The 22,369-nt window shown below is 70.7% G+C and carries 20 protein-coding genes, 1 other RNA gene and 1 pseudogene; 11 read left to right on the forward strand and 11 right to left on the reverse strand.

Going from position 1 to position 22,369, the window contains the following annotated elements:
* The gene (locus tag ACBR40_RS16965; RefSeq protein ID WP_364444139.1) at positions 1 to 1,032 is read right to left on the reverse strand and encodes a membrane dipeptidase; all 1,032 of its coding nucleotides are present in this window, start codon (positions 1,030 to 1,032) and stop codon (positions 1 to 3) included.
* A 9-nt stretch (positions 1,033 to 1,041) separates the two neighbouring features.
* Positions 1,042 to 2,496 carry a flavin-containing monooxygenase gene (locus tag ACBR40_RS16970; protein ID WP_371249343.1) on the reverse strand — a complete coding sequence of 485 codons (1,455 nt, stop codon included), beginning with the start codon at positions 2,494 to 2,496 and terminating at the stop codon, positions 1,042 to 1,044.
* 94 nt (positions 2,497 to 2,590) lie between these two features.
* Between ACBR40_RS16970 and ACBR40_RS16975 the strand changes: the two genes are divergently transcribed.
* The 5 genes from ACBR40_RS16975 (at position 2,591) to ACBR40_RS16995 (ending at position 6,606) form a co-directional block, all read left to right on the forward strand.
* Positions 2,591 to 3,391 carry a Nif3-like dinuclear metal center hexameric protein gene (locus ACBR40_RS16975; protein WP_371249344.1) on the forward strand — a complete coding sequence of 267 codons (801 nt, stop codon included), beginning with the start codon at positions 2,591 to 2,593 and terminating at the stop codon, positions 3,389 to 3,391.
* Between the two features lie 2 nt (positions 3,392 to 3,393).
* Complete coding sequence (locus ACBR40_RS16980) at positions 3,394 to 4,134, forward strand: zinc ribbon domain-containing protein (RefSeq protein WP_371249345.1); 741 nt, start codon at positions 3,394 to 3,396, stop codon at positions 4,132 to 4,134.
* Positions 4,131 to 5,393: a bifunctional RNase H/acid phosphatase gene (locus ACBR40_RS16985; protein WP_371249346.1), complete on the forward strand. Its 1,263-nt coding sequence runs from the start codon at positions 4,131 to 4,133 to the stop codon at positions 5,391 to 5,393. Before ACBR40_RS16980 ends, ACBR40_RS16985 begins: the two co-directional genes overlap by 4 nt.
* Positions 5,394 to 5,572: 179 nt before the next feature.
* Positions 5,573 to 5,963: RNase P RNA component class A (gene rnpB, locus ACBR40_RS16990), an RNA gene on the forward strand.
* Positions 5,964 to 6,033: 70 nt separating this feature from the next.
* Positions 6,034 to 6,606: a hypothetical protein gene (locus ACBR40_RS16995; protein WP_371249347.1), complete on the forward strand. Its 573-nt coding sequence runs from the start codon at positions 6,034 to 6,036 to the stop codon at positions 6,604 to 6,606.
* 192 nt (positions 6,607 to 6,798) lie between these two features.
* Here ACBR40_RS16995 and ACBR40_RS17000 read toward each other — a convergent pair whose 3' ends face one another.
* Entirely contained in the window at positions 6,799 to 7,371 is a 573-nt protein-coding gene (locus ACBR40_RS17000; protein WP_371249348.1) for an ArsR/SmtB family transcription factor, read from the reverse strand.
* A 388-nt stretch (positions 7,372 to 7,759) separates the two neighbouring features.
* Positions 7,760 to 7,975: pseudogene (locus ACBR40_RS17005) on the reverse strand (helix-turn-helix domain-containing protein); the annotation flags it as partial.
* A 130-nt stretch (positions 7,976 to 8,105) separates the two neighbouring features.
* Here ACBR40_RS17005 and ACBR40_RS17010 point away from each other — a divergent pair.
* The gene (locus ACBR40_RS17010) at positions 8,106 to 8,627 is read left to right on the forward strand and encodes a topology modulation protein (protein WP_371249619.1); all 522 of its coding nucleotides are present in this window, start codon (positions 8,106 to 8,108) and stop codon (positions 8,625 to 8,627) included.
* Positions 8,628 to 9,095: 468 nt separating this feature from the next.
* On the opposite strand, the gene ACBR40_RS17015 is transcribed toward ACBR40_RS17010, so the two are convergent.
* Both ACBR40_RS17015 and ACBR40_RS17020 read right to left on the reverse strand, forming a co-directional pair.
* Positions 9,096 to 9,512, reverse strand: coding sequence for a hypothetical protein (locus tag ACBR40_RS17015; protein WP_371249349.1), 417 nt, complete (start codon positions 9,510 to 9,512; stop codon positions 9,096 to 9,098).
* Positions 9,513 to 9,587: 75 nt separating this feature from the next.
* Positions 9,588 to 10,763: a helix-turn-helix domain-containing protein gene (locus tag ACBR40_RS17020; RefSeq protein ID WP_371249350.1), complete on the reverse strand. Its 1,176-nt coding sequence runs from the start codon at positions 10,761 to 10,763 to the stop codon at positions 9,588 to 9,590.
* A gap of 148 nt (positions 10,764 to 10,911) precedes the next feature.
* Here ACBR40_RS17020 and ACBR40_RS17025 point away from each other — a divergent pair, with 148 nt between their 5' ends.
* From ACBR40_RS17025 to ACBR40_RS17035, 3 genes are all read left to right on the forward strand, one after another.
* Positions 10,912 to 11,676 carry an alpha/beta hydrolase gene (locus ACBR40_RS17025; protein ID WP_371249351.1) on the forward strand — a complete coding sequence of 255 codons (765 nt, stop codon included), beginning with the start codon at positions 10,912 to 10,914 and terminating at the stop codon, positions 11,674 to 11,676.
* A 141-nt stretch (positions 11,677 to 11,817) separates the two neighbouring features.
* The gene (locus ACBR40_RS17030) at positions 11,818 to 12,405 is read left to right on the forward strand and encodes an NUDIX domain-containing protein (RefSeq protein ID WP_371249352.1); all 588 of its coding nucleotides are present in this window, start codon (positions 11,818 to 11,820) and stop codon (positions 12,403 to 12,405) included.
* Positions 12,406 to 12,521: 116 nt separating this feature from the next.
* Positions 12,522 to 12,986 (forward strand): NUDIX domain-containing protein, encoded by a 465-nt coding sequence (locus tag ACBR40_RS17035; protein ID WP_371249353.1) that lies wholly within the window; start codon positions 12,522 to 12,524, stop codon positions 12,984 to 12,986.
* A gap of 69 nt (positions 12,987 to 13,055) precedes the next feature.
* Here ACBR40_RS17035 and ACBR40_RS17040 read toward each other — a convergent pair whose 3' ends face one another.
* From ACBR40_RS17040 to ACBR40_RS17060, 5 genes are all read right to left on the reverse strand, one after another.
* Positions 13,056 to 13,661: a dihydrofolate reductase family protein gene (locus tag ACBR40_RS17040; RefSeq protein ID WP_344212433.1), complete on the reverse strand. Its 606-nt coding sequence runs from the start codon at positions 13,659 to 13,661 to the stop codon at positions 13,056 to 13,058.
* Positions 13,662 to 13,861: 200 nt separating this feature from the next.
* Positions 13,862 to 14,878, reverse strand: coding sequence for an NAD-dependent epimerase/dehydratase family protein (locus ACBR40_RS17045; protein WP_344212431.1), 1,017 nt, complete (start codon positions 14,876 to 14,878; stop codon positions 13,862 to 13,864).
* A complete protein-coding gene (locus ACBR40_RS17050) occupies positions 14,875 to 17,130 on the reverse strand; it encodes a SulP family inorganic anion transporter (RefSeq protein WP_371249354.1) in 2,256 nt (751 codons plus the stop codon). The genes ACBR40_RS17045 and ACBR40_RS17050 overlap by 4 nt, the downstream gene beginning before the upstream one ends.
* Before the next feature lie 151 nt (positions 17,131 to 17,281).
* Positions 17,282 to 18,970, reverse strand: coding sequence for a hypothetical protein (locus tag ACBR40_RS17055; protein WP_371249355.1), 1,689 nt, complete (start codon positions 18,968 to 18,970; stop codon positions 17,282 to 17,284).
* A 198-nt stretch (positions 18,971 to 19,168) separates the two neighbouring features.
* Complete coding sequence (locus tag ACBR40_RS17060) at positions 19,169 to 19,681, reverse strand: YbhB/YbcL family Raf kinase inhibitor-like protein (protein ID WP_371249356.1); 513 nt, start codon at positions 19,679 to 19,681, stop codon at positions 19,169 to 19,171.
* Between the two features lie 513 nt (positions 19,682 to 20,194).
* On the opposite strand from ACBR40_RS17060, the gene ACBR40_RS17065 reads away from it, so the two are divergent.
* Positions 20,195 to 20,710 (forward strand): PH domain-containing protein, encoded by a 516-nt coding sequence (locus ACBR40_RS17065; RefSeq protein WP_371249357.1) that lies wholly within the window; start codon positions 20,195 to 20,197, stop codon positions 20,708 to 20,710.
* A gap of 134 nt (positions 20,711 to 20,844) precedes the next feature.
* Entirely contained in the window at positions 20,845 to 22,335 is a 1,491-nt protein-coding gene (locus ACBR40_RS17070) for a PH domain-containing protein (protein ID WP_371249358.1), read from the forward strand.
* Positions 22,336 to 22,369: the final 34 nt, after the last annotated feature.

Raw genomic sequence — 22,369 nt, forward strand, 5'->3', positions numbered from 1 at the left:
TCAGCTCAGCAGTTCGCCGAAGAGCCGGTGCACGTTGCCGCCGATGATCTTCTCGACGTCCTTCTCCGGCAGGCCGCGGGCGAGCAGCCCTTCGGTGACCAGCGGCAGGCCCTCGGGTCCCGCCAGGCCGGGGACCGTCGCCTTCGGGTCCACGCCGCGGTCGTTCTCGCCCTCGCAGAACGGCGGCAGCAGGTCGTCGTAGACCTCCTTGACGAAGTCGGGGCCGAGGCCGACGTGGTCGACGCCGGCCACCCCGGCGATGTGCTCGATGTGGTCGAGCAGGCGGTCGAGCGTGTAGCCGGCCGGCTGCTCGGCCAGGAAGGGGGCGAAGAAGTTGACGCAGATCACGCCCCCGGTCGCGGCCACCCCGCGCAGTTGCTCGTCGGTGAGGTTGCGGTGGTGGTCGCGCAGCGCGCGGGCCGCGGAGTGGGTGGCCATGACCGGCCTGGTGGCCAGCTCCAGGACGTGCGCGACGCCCGAGGCGCCGAGGTGGGAGACGTCGAAGATGATGCCGAGCCGCTCCATCTCCGCGAGGACGGCGACGCCGTGCGAGGTCAGGCCGCTGCCGGTGGCGTCCTCGGCGCTGCCGTCGGCCAGCGGAGTGCGGCCGAAGTGCGCGATGGACGCCACCCGTACGCCCAGCCGGTGCATCGTCGGGATCAGCTCGACGCTGGCGTCCAGGCCCGGCATGCTCTCCAGCGCCAGCACCAGCGCGATCCTGCCCGACTCCAGCGCCGCGTCGATCTCGCGGGCGTCGCGGCAGAGCGCGACCCGGTCGGCATTGCCCTCGGCGATCACGTGGGCGCACTCGATCATCCGCAGGGTCTGCCGCAAGGCGCCCTCGGGGCGGTACTGGTCGTCGATGAAGACCGGCAGGACCTGGAGGTCGACGCCGCCCGCCGTGAGCTGCGGCAGCCAGCGCTCGCGGAAGAACGACGACCACACGTGCGGCGGGCGGGCGGAGACGGCCATCAGGAGGTCGTTGTGCGTGTCGGCGACGACGGCGCGCTGGTGCAAGGGGTGAAGCGTCATGCTCGGACGTTACCGTGCCGGGACCGGCCGGTAGGCGCGGCCCGGCGCCTTGCCCGTGAGCCTGCGGTAGAGCGTCGTCGGGCCCGGCCAGTTGTTGGTGACGCGGCCTTCGGTCGTTTTGTACCAGCTCTGGCAGCCGCCGCCCCACACCATGCGGTCCATGGCGGCGTCGAGCTGCCGGGTCCAGGCCGCCATCACCTCGGGGCGCACCTCGATCGGGCCCTGCTCGGCCAGCCGGGGCAGGCAGGCCATGATGTGGGCGACCTGGCATTCGAGCATGAAGATGATCGAGTTGTGGCCGAGGTTGGTGTTGGGGCCGTACAGCAGGAACATGTTGGGGAACTCCGGCACCGAGATGCCGAGATAGGCCTCCGCACCGTTGGCCCACCGCTCGCTCAGTGAGCGGCCGGAACGGCCGGTGATCTCCATCGGGGTCAGGAACTCCGTGCTCCTGAACCCGGTCGCGTAGACGATCGTGTCGACCTCGCGCAGCCCCTCGGTGGTCTCGACGCCGCGCGGGCCGATGCGGACGATCTTGTCGGTGATCACGTCCACGTTGTCCCTGGTGAGGGCGGGGTAGAAGCGGCTGTCGATGACCACGCGCTTGCAGCCGGGCGGGTAGTCGGGGATGAGCTTGGCGCGCAGCTCCGGCTCCGGCACCTGCTCGTACAGGTGGCCGAGCGCCCGCTTGCGCAGCAGGCCGGTGCTCCAGCCCTGGGCCAGCGCGGGGTAGAGGGTGGCCTCGGCGTACCGGTAGATCCACTCGCGGTAGGCCCGCTGCAGGCCGGGGACGTAGTGGAGGGCGAGCTTGGTCAGCGGGCCGAACGTGGCGTCCGGCTTCGGGATCACCCAGTTGGGGGTGCGCTGGAAGACGTGCAGCCGCGCGGCCCGCTCGGCGACGGGCGGGATGAGCTGGGCCGCCGACGAGCCGGTGCCGATCACGGCGACCTGCCTGCCGGTGAGGTCGTGGTCGTGGTTCCAGCGGGCGGAGTGGAAGGAGACGCCCGCGAAGTCCGACACTCCGGGGATGTCGGGGAGGTGGGGGCGGTTGAGCTGGCCGACGCTCACCACCATGACGTCGAACGCCTCCGTCCGCTCGTCCCCGTCCGGCCCGGCGGCGGTGATCTGCCACTGACGGCCGTCGAACGCCGCGCTCCTGACCTCGTTGCGGAACCTGATTTTTCGCCGTACGTCGTATTTGTCGGCGCAGTGCTGCAGATATCCGAGGATTTCCGGCTGGTCCGGGTAACGACGGGTCCAGCTCGCGTACTTCTCGAAGGAGTAGGAATACAGGTGGGACGGGATGTCGCAGCCCGCCCCCGGATAACTGTTGTCGCGCCAGGTCCCGCCGAGGTCGTCCGCCTTCTCGAAGATCGTGTACGCGCGGATGCCGGCCCTTTCCAGCCGGATCGCCATGCACAGTCCGCCGAAGCCGGCTCCGATGATCGCGACGCTTGGTGCCATGCCACCCTCCGCCTGTCAGTGTCCACTTACATTACGCCGAACGTCGTTTCGCCGCGACCCTCCCGGAGGCCGATAGTCTTCGCAGGTGGCTGCTGTGACGTTGACGGACGTGATCGGAGTGCTCGAGGCGGCCTACCCGCCCGCCCGGGCCGAGTCGTGGGACGCCGTGGGGCTGGTGTGCGGCGACCCCGATCAGGAGGTGCGGCGGGTGCTGCTCGCCGTCGACCCCGTCGCGGCCGTGGCCGAGGAGGCCCTGGAGTGGGGCGCCGACCTCATCGTCGTCCACCACCCCCTCTACCTGCGCGGCACCACGAGCGTGGCCGCCACCACGCCCAAGGGTCGGCTGATCCACACCCTGATCAGACGCGGCGTCGCCCTCTACACCGCCCACACCAACGCCGACGTCGCCAACCCCGGCGTCTCCGACGCGCTGGCCCGCGCCGTCGGCCTGACCGGCGACCTGGTGCCGCTGCGGCCCTTCCCCGACGACCCGTGGCGCGGCCTCGGCCGCATCGGCGAGCTGTCCGAGCCGACGACGCTGGGCGAGTTCGCGGCGCGGGCGGCCCAGGGGCTGCCCCGCACGGCCTGGGGCATCAGGGTGGCGGGCGAGCTCTCCCGGCCGGTGCGCCGGGTCGCGGTCAGCGGGGGAGCGGGCGACTCCCTGCTCGGCGCCGCCGCCGAGGCCGGCGTCGACGTGTTCCTGACCGCCGACCTGCGCCACCATCCGGCCAGCGAGTTCGTCGAGTCGGGCGGCCCCGCGCTCATCGACGCCGCGCACTGGGCGACCGAGTGGCCGTGGCTGGACAGCGCGGCGTCCATCCTGCACGCCAGTGGCGTTACCGTTGAGACGCGTGTCTCCGCCACGGTCACCGATGCTTGGACAAGAGGATATTGATCATGAAAGCTGCGCCTGACGCCCAGAAGAGATTGCTCGACCTGGCAGAGCTCGACTCCGTGGCGGACCGGCTGGCCCATCGCCGCCGCACCCTGCCCGAGCTGGCCGAGATCGACGAGAGCTCCAAGCAGTACGCCCGGCTCGCCACCCAGGTCATCGAGGCCGAGACCGAGGCCGGCGACCTCGCCCGCGAGCAGACCAAGGCAGAGAGCGACGTCGACGCCGTACGCACTCGCGCCGACCGCGACCAGAAGCGCCTCGACTCCGGTGCCGTGACCTCCCCGCGCGACCTGGCGAGCCTGCAGTCCGAGATCGCCTCGCTGCACAGGCGGCAGGGCGACCTGGAGGAGGTCGTGCTGGAGATCATGGAGCGGCGCGAGGCCGCCGACAGCAAGGTGCGCGACCTGGTGGCCAAGCGCGACGAGACCGCCGCCGCGCGGTCGGCCGCCGAGGACCGCCGCGACGCCGCGCTGAAAGAGATCGACAAGGAGGCGGCCGACGTCCAGGGCCGCCGCACCGGCGTCGCCGCCGAGATCCCCGCCGACCTGCTCAAGCTCTACGAGAAGCTCAGGGAGCAGTACGGCGTCGGCGCGGCCATGCTCCGCCACGGGCGCTGCCAGGGCTGCAAGGTCGCCCTGTCCATCGCCGAGATGAACCGCATCAAGGCCGCACCCCACGACGAGGTGCTCCGGTGCGAGGAGTGCCGGCGGATCCTCGTCCGCACCCCAGAGTCCGGCCTGTGAGTCACTACGTCATCGAGGCCGACGGCGGCTCGCGCGGCAACCCCGGCCCGGCCGGCTACGGCGCGGTCGTCAAGGACGCGGCGAGCGGCCAGGTGCTCGCCGAAGCCGCCGAGGCGATCGGCGTCACCACCAACAACGTGGCCGAATACCGCGGGCTCATCGCCGGGCTCCAGGCCGTGCTGCGGGTGGGCGGCGAGGGCGCGGCCGTCGCCGTCAGGATGGACTCCAAGCTGGTCGTCGAGCAGATGGCCGGCCGCTGGAAGATCAAGAACGAAGGGCTGCGGCCGCTCGCCTCCGAGGCGGGGGCGCTGGTGCGGCGGCTGCGGGTCACGGAGTGGACCTGGATCCCGCGCGAGCGCAACAAGCACGCCGACCGCCTGGCCAACGAGGCCATGGACGCCGCCGCCCAGGGGCTGCGCTGGAAGGCCGGCGGCACAAGCGACAGCGACGAACCGGGATTGCCCCCTTCGCCTTCGCCTTCGCCTTCGCAAACCGATCTCCTGGACGTCAGCAGCATCTCCGCCCCAGCCCGCGGCTCGTCGGACCTCTCCGCGCCTACCGCCTCCGTGGCCGCCGCCCAGCAGCGCACCCGGGCCGCCGGGAAGAAGGTGGAGACGGGCACTGGATGGCGTCCCCCCACCCGCGTCGCCACATCCCTGCTCCTCCTCCGCCACGGCGAGACCGAGCTCTCCCTCGAACGCCGCTTCTCCGGCCTCGGCGACCCCGAGCTCACGCCCAACGGCCTGGCCCAGGCGGAGGCCGCCGCCGTACGCCTGTCGCGGGAGCCGTACCGGCCCGACGTGATCGTCTCCTCCCCGCTGAAGCGCGCCCGCCAGACCGCCGCCGCCGTCGCCGCCCGCACCGGCCTCGACGTCGAGGTGGACGACGAGCTGAGGGAGGCCGACTTCGGCGAGTGGGAGGGACACACCTTCACGGAAATCCAGCGCCGCTGGCCCATCGAGCTGACCGCCTGGCTCGCCGACCCGGAGGCCGCCCCGCCCGGCGGCGAGAGCTTCGCCGTGGCCGCGCGCCGCGTGCAGGCGGCGGGGGAACGCCTGGTGGAGCGGTACGAGGGCAAGACCGTCCTCGCCGTCTCCCACGTCACCCCCATCAAGATGCTCCTGCGCCTGGCACTCATGGCCCCGCTGGAGTCTCTCTACCGCATGCACCTCGACCTGGCCTGCCTGAGCCTGATCGAGTACTACGCCGACGGCCCCGCCGTCGTGAAGTCCTTCAACGACACCGCCCACCTGCGCTGACCTGACGCTCACGCGGAGCTGCGCCGGAGCTGGGGCGGAGCTGTGGCCGTGCCGGGGTCCGCCAAGGCCCCGGCACGGCCGCCTGCGCATCGCCCCCCTCAGGCGATGACCTGCCCATTCCATCGGAGCGATCTTGCGGCTGAGTTGAGAACGGCTTGAAACTGATAGCCTTTGCGAGACGAGTCGGCCGGGCGACCGCGTCGGGCTCCCAGCGGGCCCGCCGAGGAAGGTCCGGGCTCCACAGGGCAGGGTGGTCGGTAACACCGACCCGGGGTGACCCGCGGGACAGTGCCACAGAAAGCAAACCGCCTCCCGCACGCCGGGAGGTAAGGGTGAAAGGGTGGTGTAAGAGACCACCAGCGCCCACGGCGACGTGGGCGGCTAGGTAAACCCCACCCGGAGCAAGGTCAAGAAGGAACGCTTCTCGGAGCGTTCCGCGCGCGACGTTCGAGGGCTGCCCGCCCGAGCCGCGCGGGTAGACCGCTCGAGGCCGCCGGCAACGACGGCCCTAGATGGATGGTCGCCCCTTCAAGTGAAGGACAGAACCCGGCCTACAGGCCGACTCGTCACCCTCCGCCCCTGTGACCAGGGGCGACCGTAACGCCAGACGATGTCGGTCGGGATGGTTAGGGTGCCCGGCATGACGATCGAGAACCCGCCGTACCGGCTCCTCCTCGCCCCTGCCGAGAAGCCGATCCGCGAGCACGTGACCAAGCTCGGCGGTGCGCCGGTGTGGGTGAACGAGCCCCAGTGGCCGCTTTCCCGGCGCCTGGAGCGGCCGATGATGTTCATCGGCCAGTTTCGTCTCCCGGGCCCGGAGCTGCGGATGGCATACCTGTTCATGACCGACGACGACATCGACTGTACGTACGAGAGCGAGGCGGGGGAGAACGCGCTGATCGTGCAGCCCGGCCGGGTGCCACCGTTCGTCGAGGTGCGCGCTGATGCTTACGGCTCGGCCATCTGCGAATACGCTGCCGAGGTCGATGTCGCCAACCCCGGCGAGCTCCACGACGTCTACGACAGCCGCATCGGCGGGCTCCCGACGTGGCTGCAGTTCGAGGAACACCCTCCCGGCGCGTGGGACTTCCTGTTCCAACTCGACTCGGTCGGTCCCCTGCGCAACGACGTCAATTTCGGCGACGCAGGGGTGGGCTACGGCTTCCTCAGCCCGGACGAGCAGGAAGGCCGCTTCTTATGGCAGTGCTGCTAGTGCTGTGGCCGGAAACGATCACCGGGTTGGCGCGTAGGACGCTCCTGCCAGTTGGATGGTGCTGATCACGTTCGATCGGCACTCGGGGGGCCCGGTGACGCAACCCGTCAAGGTCCGCAGGCTGCACAACTGCAGGACGTCCATCACGGCAATGAGATGTCTGGATCTCGCCTCTACATTCTGCCCGCTTGGTCATTCCGGAGTGGGGAGATCGGCTTGTGGGCCGAGCGGGGGGTCGTTGGCCAGGTCGAATGCGGCGGCGAGGATGGTGAGGACCTGAATCATGGCCTGAGGTGCCAACTCGTACGCGCCGCGCCGCCGCTGCGTAATCAGTTTGGCGCTCTGCAGCGCGCGCAGGTGGTGATAGAGCTGGCCACTCGTGGTCTGCTCACCGTCTCCGCCGAGGGACCCTTGGAGGTCGGTGGTGGTGCACCGGCCCTGTCGTACGAGCGCGGCGAGCAGCGCCAGCCGAGGCTGGCTGCCCAGGGACTCCAGGATGTCGGCCACCGGTGCCCAATCCGCCGACAACAACTCGGCGAGAGAATGCTGCCTGTCCCAGAGACTCTCGCCGCCGGCCAGCCGTGCGGCTCCGACGTAGCCCACCGTCCCGAGTTTGTCTTCCTCCTTCGCCTGGCGAAGCATGCTTGTGGCTGCAGTGGTGAGGGGCGGCGACTCCAGAGGGCGTCGCGGCGGGTCAAGGGTGTCGACCCGGCCCTCCAGCTGAGCGATCCGGCGCTCGAGTTCGGCGAATTTGTCCTCGCTCATCACACTCTCCTACGCTTCTCCGTATTTACGAGATAGCGTAGATAGCTCACGTGGGCATGGCAAGGCCTTGGCGAGAAGGTGCTCCGGTCCGTTGCTCATATGCCGGATCAAGCCGCCAGGCTCAGCTAGTGCTGTGACCGGAAACGATCACTGGGTTAGGTAACAGGTTTCAGGCTGCGGGAGCCAGGGGGCGGCCGCCCCAGCGGATGCCTTTCTCGCTTCGGACGCGGGCGCGTTCGCGGCGCGCCGACAGGTTGTCCAGGACCACGTAGGTCAGAGCGCCCTCAGAGCGGGCGCACGGATGTGGCTTCAGGGCGGCCCGGGTGCGACCGATGCCCTATTCGGCGATGGTTGATGCCCCACAGCAGGTCATCGCCGACGAGGCCGGCCCAATCTCGTTGAAGCGGTGAAGCGCATTGCGCACGGTGTCTTCATCGGCCTGCACCAGGCGCGCGATGACCGGGACTGTGTTGCCGCCGGCCGAGGCCGGCAGGATCATCGCACGCCGATGGCGCACCGTGCTCATCGTGCCGCGCCGCACGATGCGCTGCAGCTTTTGGCCTTCTTGGTCAGTGAGCCCGCGGACCTTGACCGGTTGCGTCACCTTCCGAGTGCCGATCGAACCCGGTGATCGTTTCCGGTCACAGCACTAGCGCTCACCCGGACCTGGCCTGGCATCCCGCTGTCACCGCTCTGACCAGGTCCGTTCTCTACTACGGTGGAACACCGTGGAGATGAACCGGGTCGCCGTCGTCGGATCCGGCGGAAGCGGCAAATCCTATGTCGCCCGCGAACTCGGCTCTCTGCTCGATGCGCCGGTCACGCACCTTGACGTGGTCTATTACGACGATGAGTGGAACCCGCTGCCGCCCGAGAAGTTCGAGGCGGTCCAGCGGGAGCTGGTCGCGGCACCGCGCTGGGTGATCGACAGCAACTACAACTCCTCGCTGCACGTCCGGCTGGAAGTGTGCGACACCGTGGTGATGATGGACGTGCCCACCCGGGTCGCCCTGTGGGGGATTCTCTTCCGCCAGCTCCAGCATGGCGCCGGCCAGCACACCTCCGGCGTCTACAACCGCATCCACTGGGGCGTGATCACCTACGTGGCCACCTACCGGCGACGCATGCGTCCCAAGGTGCTGGCGAAGATCCACGAACTCGCCGCAGGCAAGCCGGTGGTGTTCCTGACCAGCCGCGCCGAGACACGCCGCTGGCTGGAGCAGGTGGCTGCAGACCGCCCTGAGAGGAGTAGGTGACGGTAGAGCCGGGCGGCTTCTGCGCGCCAGGAAGGGACCATTCTCTCCACGCGGGGGCGTCAGCTTCACACCTCTACCTGGACGCCCGCCCCTGTGGGCCGTCGTACGGCCTGGCGAGAGCTTGACGCCAATCTTCGCGGATCTCCTCCGCGCGCCGCCGAGCTTGCTCGGGCGAGCGAAATTCCTCAACCGGGTACGGCACACCTTCCGCCTTATGGAGGCGAGGGGAGAGAGTGTACCGGTTGAGGTAGTAATGGATCGAGAAAGCCTTAACGCTTCCCATCATCCCGTATTCGAGTCCAGTGGCGTTGCCCGGACACCAGACTATGGCGGGAACGACCACTCGCATGCTGGACCTCTTGTTCTGCGATTTGGCTACACCGACAGCAGAATCCGATGCTATTTCCCAATGATCGCCGCGCTTGGCTTGCAGATCTTCGATGGTCCCGTGGGGGCGGGATTGCGTCATCATTCGCCGGTGCACCCTGCGTGCTGTGCGATCACTAGCGCTGCCTGATCGGGGAGGTACGCGGGGACGACCGCGATCCAGTCACGGGGTATGTCTGCGGCTGGCGCCGCCATGCGCGCCAGCTCGACCAGGTAACTACCGGAGCGCTCTCCAATGGAGACCGTCGCGACTCTTCGCCCGGCGTCCGCGTAGACGAGCAGCGCTGGCGGATACCGGCGTTTCTCGGCGCTCGATTCAGGTTGCCTTTCGCAGTCGATAGCAATCCGGGTAATCAGCTCAGCATGCAGATCGACTGTTTTCGCCAGGTGCTTCAGAACGCCGTCCAGCGCGGCACGTTGCCGGTCGGCTTCCGCCTCTGTGACGGGCTCGCCTAGTTCTAGTCCTTCGAGCTGTGCGGATGGGTTTCGAGAGTGCATGACCACAAGGTAGAAAGGCCGAGGTAAAGCTGTCTGTGGCACTTTCGGCGGGCCGCGCCGTGAAGTGCCACACGCCTAGGGTTCCAGACCCACCGCGTCCGCCAATTTCCGCATTTCCGGTGTCAGCGTGCGACGGCGGCCGACGATGGTCCGGAGCATGTCCTGGGCGTAACGCTGATTCGGCAGCCATGTGGGCGCTTCGCCTGCAAGCTGCGACAGGATATCTAGGGCTTTGTCGTACTCGCGTAGCATGATATGAGCGTTGGCCACGTCCAAAAAATGCCGGTTTCGGTTGTCGCTGGTGGGTCTCAACTCTGGAGGTACCTCGCGTGCGAGCCGTAGGGCCCGCTCTGGCTGATGCTCGATAATGGCGTTCTCCACCCGCTTCATCTGAACCGTGGCGGGTCCGAACGTCGTGAAGTATTCGTGGTAAGAGCTGTGTTCCCGTCCCATGCGAACCGCGCCCGACAGGGCCAACCGCATCATGTCGTCCGCCTCGTCCGGCCGGTTGTCTCGAATGGCTGCCGCACTGCCGCGCAGCAGCAGCCATCCCCAGGCGGAGAGTTCCGTGCTGGTCGCTCGTGACATGCGCGGCTCGATCTCGTCCGCCCAGTCAACGGCGCGCGAACGCGCTTCATCAAGGCGGCGCTGGCGCAGGAGGAGCCAGCACAAGGTGATGACGGCGGACGCGGCCTCTATGCGGTCGCCAGTCTCGATCGCGTCCGCTACGGCGCCTTCCAGGGCGAGCTCGGCCACGTCGAACACTCGGGTCTGGGTAGCCAGGGAGCCGACCAGTTGCAGGACCCTGGCGCGGATGGCCAGGGTTTCCGGCCCGCCGTGCTCTACGAGGGTTCGTGCTTCCTTGACCAGGACGGGCAGGATCGTGGTCAGCTCGGCGTATGCGTCGTCGTGGTAGAGCCGTACGGCGCTTGCGATGGCGGACCGCAAGCCGTCTGGGGTCGGCACGTCTTCCACGTCAGCCAGGGCCGCGCCCTGTAGCGCTTGCCGTAGCGGCGCGAGGCGATCCCCATCCCCGCTCTGCTGTTCGGTCTCCGACACGGGGCCGAGTAGCGCAGTAGTGGTGACGTCCAGCGCTGTGGCCCAGGCTCGAATGGTCTCGATGCGTACGCCCTTGCGTTCGCCTTGCTCCACCTTCCGGATCAGGGACAGGGCGACACCGGACCGCGCGGCCAGCTCGCGCTGGCTGAGGCCGCGCAGCTTCCGGTAGGACTGCAAGCGCTCTCCGAGCATGTTTCCATCTTGAGGCCAAACCGCTGCCCCTGCCGTAGGTACGGCCGTACGGCTGAACGTGAACAGCCCGGCGGGCGCCACCGTCTGCGGCCTGGCCGCCCGCATAATTGGCTCGCCGCATCAGCGGGAATGCCGATGTAATCCTGTCATGCGCATTGCCTCGGAAACCGTCGCTGACGGCATACGCGAACAACTCTTCACTGTCGGAGACATCCCTGGGGTGCTTTGGACGCCCGCCGAGGGCTCCGGTCCCCGTCCGCTGGTCTTGATCGGGCACGGCGGCGGCCAGCACAAAAAGGGATGGGAGGTCGTTTCCCGGGCCTTCCCCTACGTCACCTCCTGCGGCTTCGCTGTCGCCGCGATCGATGCTCCAGGCACCGGCGACAGGCCGGAGCACCCGCAGATCCAGCGGCTCGTCGCGCTCATACAGGAACAAGAGGCCGCGGGCGAGCCCTTCAGGTCCGGCCCGGAGTGGCCCGCCCTCAACGAAGCCGTGGCGGCGCAGCTCATCCCTGACTGGCAGATCACCCTGGACGCGCTCCAGAAACTGGACTCCGTCGGCGACAACCAGCCCGTCGGGTACTACGGCCTGTCCCAGGCCGGTGAGATGGGCATTCGCCTGGTCGCGGCCGAACCTCGGATCACCGCTGCCGTCCTCGGCCTCATCGGAAGCGATTGGCTCACCGACACCGCGGCGCGGATCACGATCCCGGTCGAGTTCGTGCTGCAGTGGGACGACGAAGGCAATCCGCGCGACTCGGTGATGAAGCTGTTCGACGCGCTCGGCTCCGCCGAGAAGACCCTGCACGCCAACCCCGGCAGCCACTTTCGAGTCCCGTCCTTCGAAATCGACAGCTCGATCCGATTCTTCGCTCGGCACCTGGGTAGCCCTGGGACCGCGAGCAGTTCCTGACACCATCGAGGCGCCAAGCCGACTTGTGGTCCGTCGACAGTGCCATGTGCACTTCCGCCACCAGCCGCAGTCACGCCTAAGGCGGACCCGATCACGCCCACCCGATGATCGAGTTCCGGTCACAGCACTAGATTGCTCTGCATGGTCGCCGAGGGATCTTCGGAAGCCGCTTCCGCGCGGGTCCGGCTCATGGAGCGGATCCAGGCGATCACGCCCTGGGATCGGATGGAGGAGGAGCAGGCGGCCGGCGCGCTGGCCTGGATCGCCGGCGGGGCGCCGCTGTATCGGACCAGGAAGCCCGATGTTCCCGATCCGCACCTGGTGAGCTACTTCGTGGCGCTCAATCCGAACGAGGAGTTGCTGCTGGTGGCGCACCGGAAGGCCGGGCTGTGGTTGCCCAGCGGCGGGCATGTGGAGCCGGAGGAGGATCCCTGGGCCACCGTCGTCCGGGAGTGCCAGGAGGAGTTGCACACGGCGGCGGTTCCGAGTGCTGTCAGTGGTGATCGGCCGTTCTTCGTCAGCTCGGCGCGGACGCGGGGTGAGGGGGCGCACACTGACGTCTCGCTCTGGTACGTCCTCGACGTCGACACCGTCACCACCTACGACCGGCGGGAGTTCTCCGCGATCAGGTGGGTAACGCCGCGGCGGCTGCTCGACGAGCCCGGCGAGCACCTTGATCCCCACATGCACCGGTTCGCCGGGAAACTCATGGAACGGCTGGGCCGATGACGACCAGGAACTCTCATTGCTCCTTCTGCGGTGCGGCTTTCGCGGGCGGGCAGCCGTGGCCGCGCACCTGTGCCGCGTGTGGGAACACCAGTTATCTCAATCCGCTGCCCGTCGCCGTGCTGGTGCTGCCGGTGGAGGGCGGGCGGGTGCTGGTGGTGCGGCGGGCGGTCGAGCCGCGGCGCGGGGAGCTGGCGCTGCCGGGTGGCTTCATCGACCTGGGGGAGTCGTGGCAGGAGGCGGCCGTGCGGGAGCTGCGCGAGGAGACCGGGGTGGTCGTGGATGCGGGGGAGGTGCGGCTGTTCGACGTGATCAGTGCGCCCGACGGGACGCTGCTGGTGTTCGGGGTCGGGCCGCGGGTGGCCGCCGACGCGCTTCCGCCGGTGGTGGCGACCGAGGAGACGTCGGAGTGGCTGCTGATCGACGGGCCGCGGGAGCTGGCGTTCTCGCTGCACACGCGGGTGGTGGCGGCGTACTTCAGCGGGGAGGGCGCCGCCTCCAGCGGCAGCGGCGAGGGCGCCGCCTCCAGCCGCGGGGCGGGCGCCCCCACCAGTAGCGGGGAGGGCGCCGCCTCCAGCAGCTGAGAGGGCGCCGCCTTCGACCGAGAGGGCGCCCGGCGCCCGCGGCCCTGAGTCGAGCAGCCGGCAGGGGGTTCAGGCGCGGCGGGGCAGCCGGTACGTCAGGTGCGTGACGAGGGCCGTGCCCCACGGCTCGCCGGCCGGTTCGAGGTCGAGGTTCTCCATCCCGGCGAGCAGCCGTTCGCCCCGCCCCAGGAAGACGGGCGCGACGTGCAGGCGCAGCTCGTCGATCAGCCCCGCCGCCAGATACTGGTTGACCGTGTGCGCCCCGCCCGCGATGGCGACCGAGCGCCCACCCGCCGCCTCCCGCGCCCGCTCCAGAGCCGCCTCGATGCCGTCGGTGACGAAGAAGAACGTCGTCCCGCCCTTCATCGTCAGCGGCTCGCGCGGGTGGTGGGTGAGGACGAAGACCGGCGCGTGGTACGGAGGCTCCTCACCCCACCAGCCGGTCCAGCCGAGGTCCCACGCCCCGCGCCCGGGGCTGAACATGTTGCGGCCCATGATGAACGCCCCCGCGTCCGTGATGCTCGCCATGACCTCGGCGTGCGCCTCCGGCTCGTCGACCATCCAGCGGGTCAGCCGCCCGTCCTCGCCCTCGCCGAACGGGTTGCGCAGGCTCTGGTTCGGGCCGGCCGTGAAGCCGTCCAGTGACATCGCCATGTCGCAGGTGACCTTGCTCATCTCGCATTCTCCTTCGTGGTGGGGTGGTTCTCACGAAGGAGTCGGAGCAGGGAGCGGGTTCTCTACATGCCGGCCGAGAAAAATTTCAGGCGTGCGAGGGGCGGAGACGCCGCAGGTCTCCGCCCCTCCGGCCCCTGGGAGTGAGGACCGGCTCCACAAGCGGGACACTAGCCCGCCGGACGCTCCCGGTCTGTGGAGGATTACGCAGAACGGGCCGCCCAGGCGGCGAGGATCGCCTCCTCCTTCTCCGGCGCGATGCCGTGCGTGCTCCTCTTGCCGAAGTTGCGCTCCTGCTCCGGGATCTCCCGCAGCCACGCCCACGTGTCGCGTACGGTCTCGGCCACCGGGCGGATCCGCAGCCCCGCGGCCTGAGCCCGGTCGGTCGGGACGGTCCAGAAATGCGTGTTCTCGGGCGACGGCGGGCCGGGCCAGAGCGGCAGCTCCACGAACGCCCCGGCGCCCTGCTCGATCAGGAACTCGCTGTCCACCCACACGAACTCGGCGTCGGACCCGGTGGCGTCCTTGCACGCCTGCAGCCACTCCCCGTAGGTGGTCTGGCCCACCGGCCCGGTCACCACGAACCGGCCGTTGCCGCCGCGCTCGGCCTGGTCGAGCGTGAAGATCGCCAGGTCGCGGGCGTCCACGAACTGCAGCGGCTCGTCCGGCTCGCCCGGCGCCAGCACCTTGCCGCCGCGCGCGATCCTGGTGAGCCACCACGGCAGCCGGGCGACGTCTTCGTACGGCCCCAGGATGATGCCCGGCTGCACGATCAGCACGTCGCCGTCGAAGCCCTGCTCGACCGCCCGCTCGCAGCCCGCCTTCAGCACGCCGTAGTTGCCGTCCTCGGGGCCGGCGTCGGGCGCGCACGGCCAGAGCTCGGCGTCGTCGCCGGCGGGCTCGGCGGGGAACCCGGCGAGCGCCGAGATCGTCGAGATGAACGCGTAGGTGCCCGCGTGCCCGGTCAGCGCCCGCGCCGACGCGCCCACCACGCGGGGGACATAGCCGGAGGTATCGACCACGTAGTCCCACTTGCGGCCTTCGGCCAGCCGCTCCAGGTCGGCCGGCGACTCGCGGTCGCCGCGCACGGCCTCCACCCCGGGCACGTCGGCGCCGCTGCGCCCCCTGTTGAACGTCGTGACCTCATGGCCCCGGGCCAGCGCCTCCTCCACGACGGCACGCCCCAGGAACCCCGAACCACCTATGACAAGAACCTTCATGCGCCCCATTCTTCGCCCGCGAGCACCCCGCCATCGGACATCTTCACCGAGGGCGTAGCCCGCAGCGGCGGCACCAGGTGCACCCGGGCCATCGCGATGTCGAAGAACAACCCCACCAGCTCCAGCTTCCCGGCCCTGACCTGCTCGTCGACCTTCCGGTACGTCCGCAGGTTCTCCAGCTGCTGCTGCACGTTGACCCGGCACAGCACGTCCAGCGCCCCGGAGTGCAGCCGGTCGCCCTCCGTCTCGATGAACCTGGCCAGACTGTGATGGCCGTGCCGCAGCCAGCGCCGCAGCCCCGGCAGACTGCCCGCCCGTACGCCCGCGCTCAGCACCCCGGCCATCGCGCCGCACCCCGAGTGGCCGCACACGGTGATCGTGTGCACGCCCAGCACCTGGGTCGCGTACTCGATGGCGGCCACCACCGAGTCGTCGGGCGGCTCGGCGCCGCGGCGCGGCACCAGGTTGCCGATGTTGCGTACGGTGAACAGGTCGCCGGGGCCGCTCGCGGTGATCAGGCTGGGCACGATCCGGGAGTCGGCGCACGTGATGAACAGGTGCGACGGCTGCTGCCTGCGGGCCAGCTCGGTGAAGAGCGGGCGCACCAGCGGGGCCGTGCGCCGGTGGTACTCGTGCGCCCCCGCCGTGAGCTGGCAGTCCACCTGGACGGATCCGCCGTTCGAGACCACGGTGCGCCTGCCGGGGCCGCGGCGCCGCTGGTCCCACGGGAGCCACCAGCGGTCCGGCGCCACCGGCAGCGACTTCTTCGTCGGGCGGCTCCGTGCGCCGCTCGCCGTCAGCGCGTACCACTCGTCGTGCAGCTCGTCGATGTCGACCGTGCCGCCCGTCCGCTCGTGGTCCAGCCGCCAGGAGTGCAACGCCTCGAAGGCGGCGTTGTCCATGAAGTCGATGTTGAGGTCGAGGTCGACCGGCGTGCCCGAGGCGATCGTCCGCAGCTCGCGGGTCAGCCGCGGCACCCCGAGGAACGTCAGTGACCCCGACACCGTCACGTGCAGCCGGCCGTCCCTGCCGTCGCGCTTGAGCACCGTCACCCAGGTCAGCCGGCGCAGCGCGAGCAGCGCGGCCAGCCCGAGCCCGGCCAGTACGCCCTCGGCCAGGCCCAGCAGGATCACGGTGACCATGGTCACGACGTATACGGGGACCTCGCCGTGGCCGTGCACCTTCCTGATGTGGCCGAGGTTCACCATCTGCACGCCGATGAACACCAGCAGCGCCGCCAGCGCCTCCATCGGGATCAGCGCGATCGACCAGCCGAACCCGAGCGCGAACACCAGCACCCACACCCCGTGCAGGATGGTCGAGCAGCGGGTACGCGCCCCCGCCACCACGTTCGCGGTGCTGCGCACGATCACCCCGGCCACCGGCAGGCCGCCGAGCGCGCCCGACACCATGTTGGCGACGCCCTGCCCGGTCAGCTCCTGGTCGAGATCGGCGCGCCGGCCGCCGTGCCGGCCGTCCACGGCCACGCAGCACAGCAGCGACTCGCAGCCGGCCAGCAGCGCCACCAGCAGCACCGCGGCCACCACCAGGTGCCAGTCGCCCTGCGGCAGCACGGGGAAGGCCCACTCGACGCCGCTGCCGGACAGGTCGACGCGGGTGACGTTCCAGTCGAACATCCACGCCGTCGCCGCCGCGGCCAGCAGCGCGGCCAGCGGCGCGGGGACGGCCCTGACCCGCCTGGGCAGCCGCGTCCACAGCGCGAGCACCCCGATCGTCACCAGGCCCACCATGACCTTGTGGCCGTGCACGTCGGCGAGCTGGCCGGGAAGCTGGATCAGGTTCGCCACCGCCGACTGCTGCGGCGAGCCGCCCAGCACCACGTGGAGCTGGGACAGCGCGATGATCACCCCCACCGCCGCCAGCATGCCGTGGATGACGGCCGGCGAGACCGCGAGCGCCGCCCTGGCCGCCTTGAGCATGCCCAGCACGAGCTGCACCGCGCCGGCCAGCAGCGTGATCATGCAGGTGGCGCGCCAGCCGTACGTCTGCACCAGGTCCACGACCACCAGCGACAGTCCCGCCGCCGGCCCGCTCACCTGCACCGACGAGCCGCCCAGCGCGCCCGCGACCACGCCGCCCACCACGGCGGCGATCAGTCCGGACGCGAGCGGGGCCCCCGAGGCCAGCGCGATGCCGAGGGAGAGGGGCACCGCCACGAGGGAGACCACCAGCGAGGCAGGCACGTCATGACGGAGGGTGTTCAGCAGGCGACCCTGCGTGTCGCGGAACATGCAGGAAACCCTAGTCCGCGGGCTTCCGCGCTTTGGCTGCGCTTCGCGTGGGTTTTACCGAGTAATGAGGACGGCCGGCGGCCCGGTGAGATGCGCCGCGCGAGGGCGGCGCTCAACAAATGTGTCCTTCAGCGGGATGCCGGCCGGTGTCTCAGCGGTAGTAGTCGTGCGGGTAGTCCTGCTCGCGGCGCCTGCGGCCGCCGGGGGTGGCGTCGGCGGCGTTGGGGGCCGCCTGAGGGGCGGCCGGCTGCGGCTGGGCGCCGTAGCCGGGCCACGGGGCCTGTGCGCCGCCCGCGGCGGGCGGCTCGGGCCAGGCGGTGGCGGGCAGGCTGGTGATGTCGCCGGTCTCGTACGCGGGGTACGCGGACGGCGGCGAGGCCGGCGTCGGGGTCGACAGCACGTCCGGGTAGGAGCCGGACGCCGAGACCGCGCGGTTCGGCACCGTCGGGGTGCCCGCGGCGGGGGTCGGCCCGGTCACCGGGTCGGAGTCGTCGGCCACCGCCCAGCCGGGACGCACCTCGTAGGAGGCGGGGTAGGACGAGCGGGACGCGGGCTGCTCGAACGCCGGCCAGGAGCTCGCCGGGCCGGGGTAGGAGGCGGCGGCCGGAGCCGCGTCGTCGAGGATGTCGGCCACCGGCCCCGCGGGCCAGGAGCCGGACGAGGTCGGCGCGGGCGTCGTCCACGTGGTGTCGAGGGCGTCGGCCGGGGCGCCGGTGTAGGCGGCGGGGAACGGGTCGCTCGTCGGCGCGCCGTGGATGGGCGCCGGGTGCGCGATCGGGAACGAACCGCTGGAGGTGGGCGAGGCGGCAGGGAACGAGCCGCTGGTGGTGGGCGTGGCGGCCGGGAACGAGCCGCTGGTGGTGGCGCTGTTGGAGGAGATGGCCGGGTAGGAGCCGCTGCTCGTGGCGGCGGGACCGGCGGTGGCCGGGGTCGCGGCAGGGGTCGCGGCAGGGGCCGGGGCGGCCGGGCTCGCGGCGGCGGGGCTCGCCGCGGCGCGGGAGCGGGAGCGGGAGGAGCGCGAGGAGCGGGGCGCCGGGGACGGCTCGGGCCGGGCGGCGGGCACCGGCTGCGCGCCCGCGCCGAGGATGCTCATCACGTCGGGCGTCGGGGCGGCGAAGGTCACGGTGCGCTGCTCGGCGAGCTCGGCCTGGGAGGGAGTGCGCCGGCCGGGCTCGACGAGATCGGCGAGGTTGGCGGCAGCGGCGGCCGGGGCCGGGCGCTGCGGCAGAGGGGCCTGGATGGTGGTCGCGTCGGGGTCGACGCTCGCGGCCACGGGGCGCGGCTTGGCCTTGCGCTCGGCGCGCCGCTCGCTAGGACGGTCGCCGGGACGTTCCGTGGAGCGGTCCTGGCGGCCGGGGCGCTCGGCGGCGCGCTGCGGCTGCCGCTCGGCGGGACGCTCACCGGGGCGTTCGGCGGGCCGCTCGGCGGGACGCTCGGAGGCGGGCTCGCCGGGGCGGCTGGCGGCCTTCCTGGCCGCCACGGTGCCGCCCGCGCCGAAGCCGCCCTGCTCGGCGTCGCTGCGGATGTTGGCCCAGAACTCCTCGTCGTCCTCGTCGTTGACGGGGTTGCCCCACTCGTCCACGCCGCGTTTGCCGCGCTGGCCCGTACGGACCGGCTTGGGCTGCTTGGGCGCGTCTATGGGGCTGAAGTCGGGGCTGAAGTTCGCCATCCGCGGCTCGTGGGACGCGAACTCGTCCGTGGAGCGCGCATGGGTCTTCTCCTCCTTCTCGGCCATCTCCTTCAGCCGTTCAGGAGGCAACGAGCTCTCTCGCCGACTCATCGAACGCATGCCCAGTGCCACGACGACGAGCACGAGGAGCACGATAGCGACCAAGCTCACGACGACCGCTGTCATTGCACCACCCTCAAAGCCATGGCCTCCCTCTGGCATCGGTGAGATCGCGCGGCCATCGACGCGATCTGCCCCCTTTGATCACCAATGCCTAACGATTGGATCTGATTGTGTCGGACCACTATGAGCGTTGTCACACCCTACGTGAAGAATTGGTACACCCTATTACCAGGGGTGTTCGCCCTATCACTCGATGTCGACCGCCGTCAGTCTGCCGCGGGCGATGGTCTGGTCCGCAATGCTCTTGAGAATCTCGGGGAGGGTGCTCCCCGCTGCCGGATCGACCTTGCCGTTCAGCGTGTAGACCGTGAAGCGGTAGCTCCCCGGGGTCCTGCATGGGGGGTCGTAACCCGTTTTCCCGCTGGTCACCTTCGCCTGACCGCTGCCCTCCGGCGGGTCTTCGGCGGCGTTGGGGCCCAGCTCGGTCGTGGTCGCCGGGATGTTGTAGAGCACCCAGTGCACGGCCGCGTCCGAGGAGGTGTGCGAGTCGACCACGATCGCGATCGACTTGGCCTCCGACAGCGGCTGACTCGACCAGCGCAGCGGCGGGCTGCCCTGACCGCCCTGGCAGGAGTATTCGCGCGGCAGCGGTTTGCCGTCGCGCAGCTCCGGGCTAGAGACGTTGATCTCCGCGATGTCCTTGGCCTGTGATCTGCCGATGAGACTGCCGCAACCCGTCAGCGCGAACGCAGCGGCCACAGCCGTCACAGTGACGGTGATGCGTCGCAGACGCGTTGCCGTGTTACACAGCCCCATGCCGGACGATGCTACGCGGCTCTCGGCGATGCGCAGACCGTTTCTCGATGGTCCGCGCCCGGTAAAGGAACCGAAACCAGCCGGAATCGCGGGATCCGCGTAGTGAAGTTCGCCACACCCGCCCCACTGGTCGCAACCCCCTGCCGGTATCGCGACATGGCCGCAAGCGGCCGGCGGCCGGCGGGTGAAGGGCAGAGGGCCGGCGGGTGAAGGGTCGGGGGACGGCGGCTGCCACGTTGCGTGGGGGCGATCGCGCTCCGGGTGCGGCCTGGCGCTGGCCCTGGGCCTGGCTGGCACGAACGTGGCGCCGCCGACGTGGCCAGGCACGACAGCCTGCGGCCGGGCCGCCATCGAGCATGGCACCGGCGGCGCGGACCGGCAGGCGGACACGCCGCGCGGAACGTCGATCTTTACCGGCCCGGCGGCGTGCCTCGCCTTCCGTCCTAAGCTGGCCTTGTGACCTCTCAAGGCCCGCTACGCGACCCCGCCAACCGCGTCTCGCCCAAGGCCGTACGCCTGTGGCTGCTGCAGTCACTGGTGGCGTTCGTCCTCATGCTGGGAGGCTCGCTGCTGGTGGCGCGGCTGGTCGGCGGATGGGGGTGGCTGCCCGACTGGCTCTCCGAGCACTCCTGGCTGCTGCCCGTCGCGGTCGTGGCGCTGGGGCTGCCGTTCCTGGCGGCCGAGCCGTTCGTACGCTACGCCGTGCACCGCTGGGAGCTCTCAGGCGACGTCGTCTACGCCAGGTCGGGGTTCCTGACCCGGGAGTGGGTCTTCGTGCCCGTGAGCCGCATCCAGACCGTCGACAAGGGGCAGGGGTGGTTCGAGCGGATGCTCGGGCTGGCCACTTTGGAGATCCGCACCGCGTCGCACGCCGGGTCGTCCACGATCCAGGGGCTGGAGTACGGGGTGGCGGCGGGGCTGGCGGAACAGCTCGCGCGGCGGGCCGAGGTGCTGAGGGACGACGCGACATGACCGAACCCCGTCCTTATCAGAGCGAGTTCGGGCCGGGGGAGCCGGGTCCGCCAGGTCCGCCTCCCGGTGGTCATCCGGTTGCGCCGCCGCCTCAAGGACCGTACCCACCGGCTCAGGGGCCGTACCCGCCGCCGATGCCTGTCTCCGTGCCGTTGCGGTTGAGCCCGAAGGTGCTGCTCATCGACCCGGTGCGGATGCTGCCCTCCCTTCTCCTTCCCCTGGTGGGCGTGCTGTTCGTGGGAGGGTTCTCGCCCAGGTCGTACATCTGGGCCGCCCTCGGCGTCGTCGGTACGGTGGTCTTCGCGGTCATCCGGTGGGCGACGTTCACGTACGAGCTCGTGGGCGACCGCCTGGAGACCAAGCGCGCGCTCATCAGCCGGTCGGTCCGTACGATCCCGCTGGAGCGGATCCGCGGCGTCGACGTCTCCACGCCTCCCATGCACCGGCTGCTGGGCCTGGCCGTTCTCAAGATCGACACCGGGGCGAGCGGCAGGAACGAGGAGGCCGGGCTCGACGGGGTGACGCTCACCGAGGCCGAACGCCTCAAGACCGTCCTGCTGCGCCGCACCGCGCCCGCACAACCCGCGCCTGCCGGCCCTGTGGTCCCCGCGCACGCCGTCGCCGGGCGCACCGAGCGGGAGATCGTCAGGGTGCCGAAGCGGTGGCTGCTGTACGGTCCGCTGTCCGGGGCCTACCTGCTCACGCCGTTCGCGTTCGCGGGCGGCGCGATCGGGCTGGCGTTCCAGTGGGGCGACGACCTGGGCGTGGGCCGCGACGTCGCCTGGCACGCGGGGGAGTGGCTGTGGGAGCGCCCCTACCTGCTGCTGGCCGTGGCGGTGCTGCTCGTCCTGCTGATGCCGGTGCTCGGCGGGGTCATGTACGCCGTTTTCAACTGGGACTTCGTGCTCAAGCGGCGCGACGGCTACCTGGTGGCCGAGCGCGGGCTGGTCAACCGGCGGAGCGTGTCGCTGGAGTCCGAACGGGTGCGCGGCTACGAGATCGTGGACGGGCTGGCCGAGCGGTGGGCGGGCGTCGTACGCGCCTGGGCCATCGTGACCGGCCTCGGCGACTCGCGGACGCGCGGCCAGCTGCTCCCCGACGTGCCACGGCCGGTCGCGTACGCGGTCACCGGCGAGGCCGTCGGGCCGTACGACGCCGCCCTGCGCGCCCACCCGCCGGTGGCCCGCAACCGCCGCCTCTTCCGCGCGATCTTCCCTTGGGCGGTCCTGGCCCTGCTGAGCGCCGTGGCGGCGGCGGCCACCGGGATCACGCTGGGGTGGATCGTGGCCGTGGTCGCGCTGCTGCTCGCCGGCGCGGGCATCCCCCTGGGGCTCGACCGGTACGCGTCACTGGGGCACGGCTACGACGGGGCGCGGCTCAGCGTACGGTCGGGGTCGCTGCGCCGGTCCCAGGCCGTGATCGAACGGCGGGCCGTGGTGGGGTGGCGGCTGCGGCAGACCTGGTTCCAGCGGCGCGCCGGGGTGCTCACCCTGATCGCCGGGGTGGGGGCCGGCACGGGCGGCTACGAGGCGATCGACGTCTCGGAGGCGCAGGGGGTGGCTTTTCCGGCGGAGGTGACGCCGGAATGGCTCACTCCGTTCCTCGGCGGCGCTGAGCACTCCTGACGCGCTCCCCGGCCTGGAGGGGCCGGGGAGTCGA

Origin of the sequence: Nonomuraea sp. AD125B (genome assembly GCF_041402765.1) — a bacterium.
Lineage (GTDB): Bacteria > Actinomycetota > Actinomycetes > Streptosporangiales > Streptosporangiaceae > Nonomuraea > Nonomuraea bangladeshensis.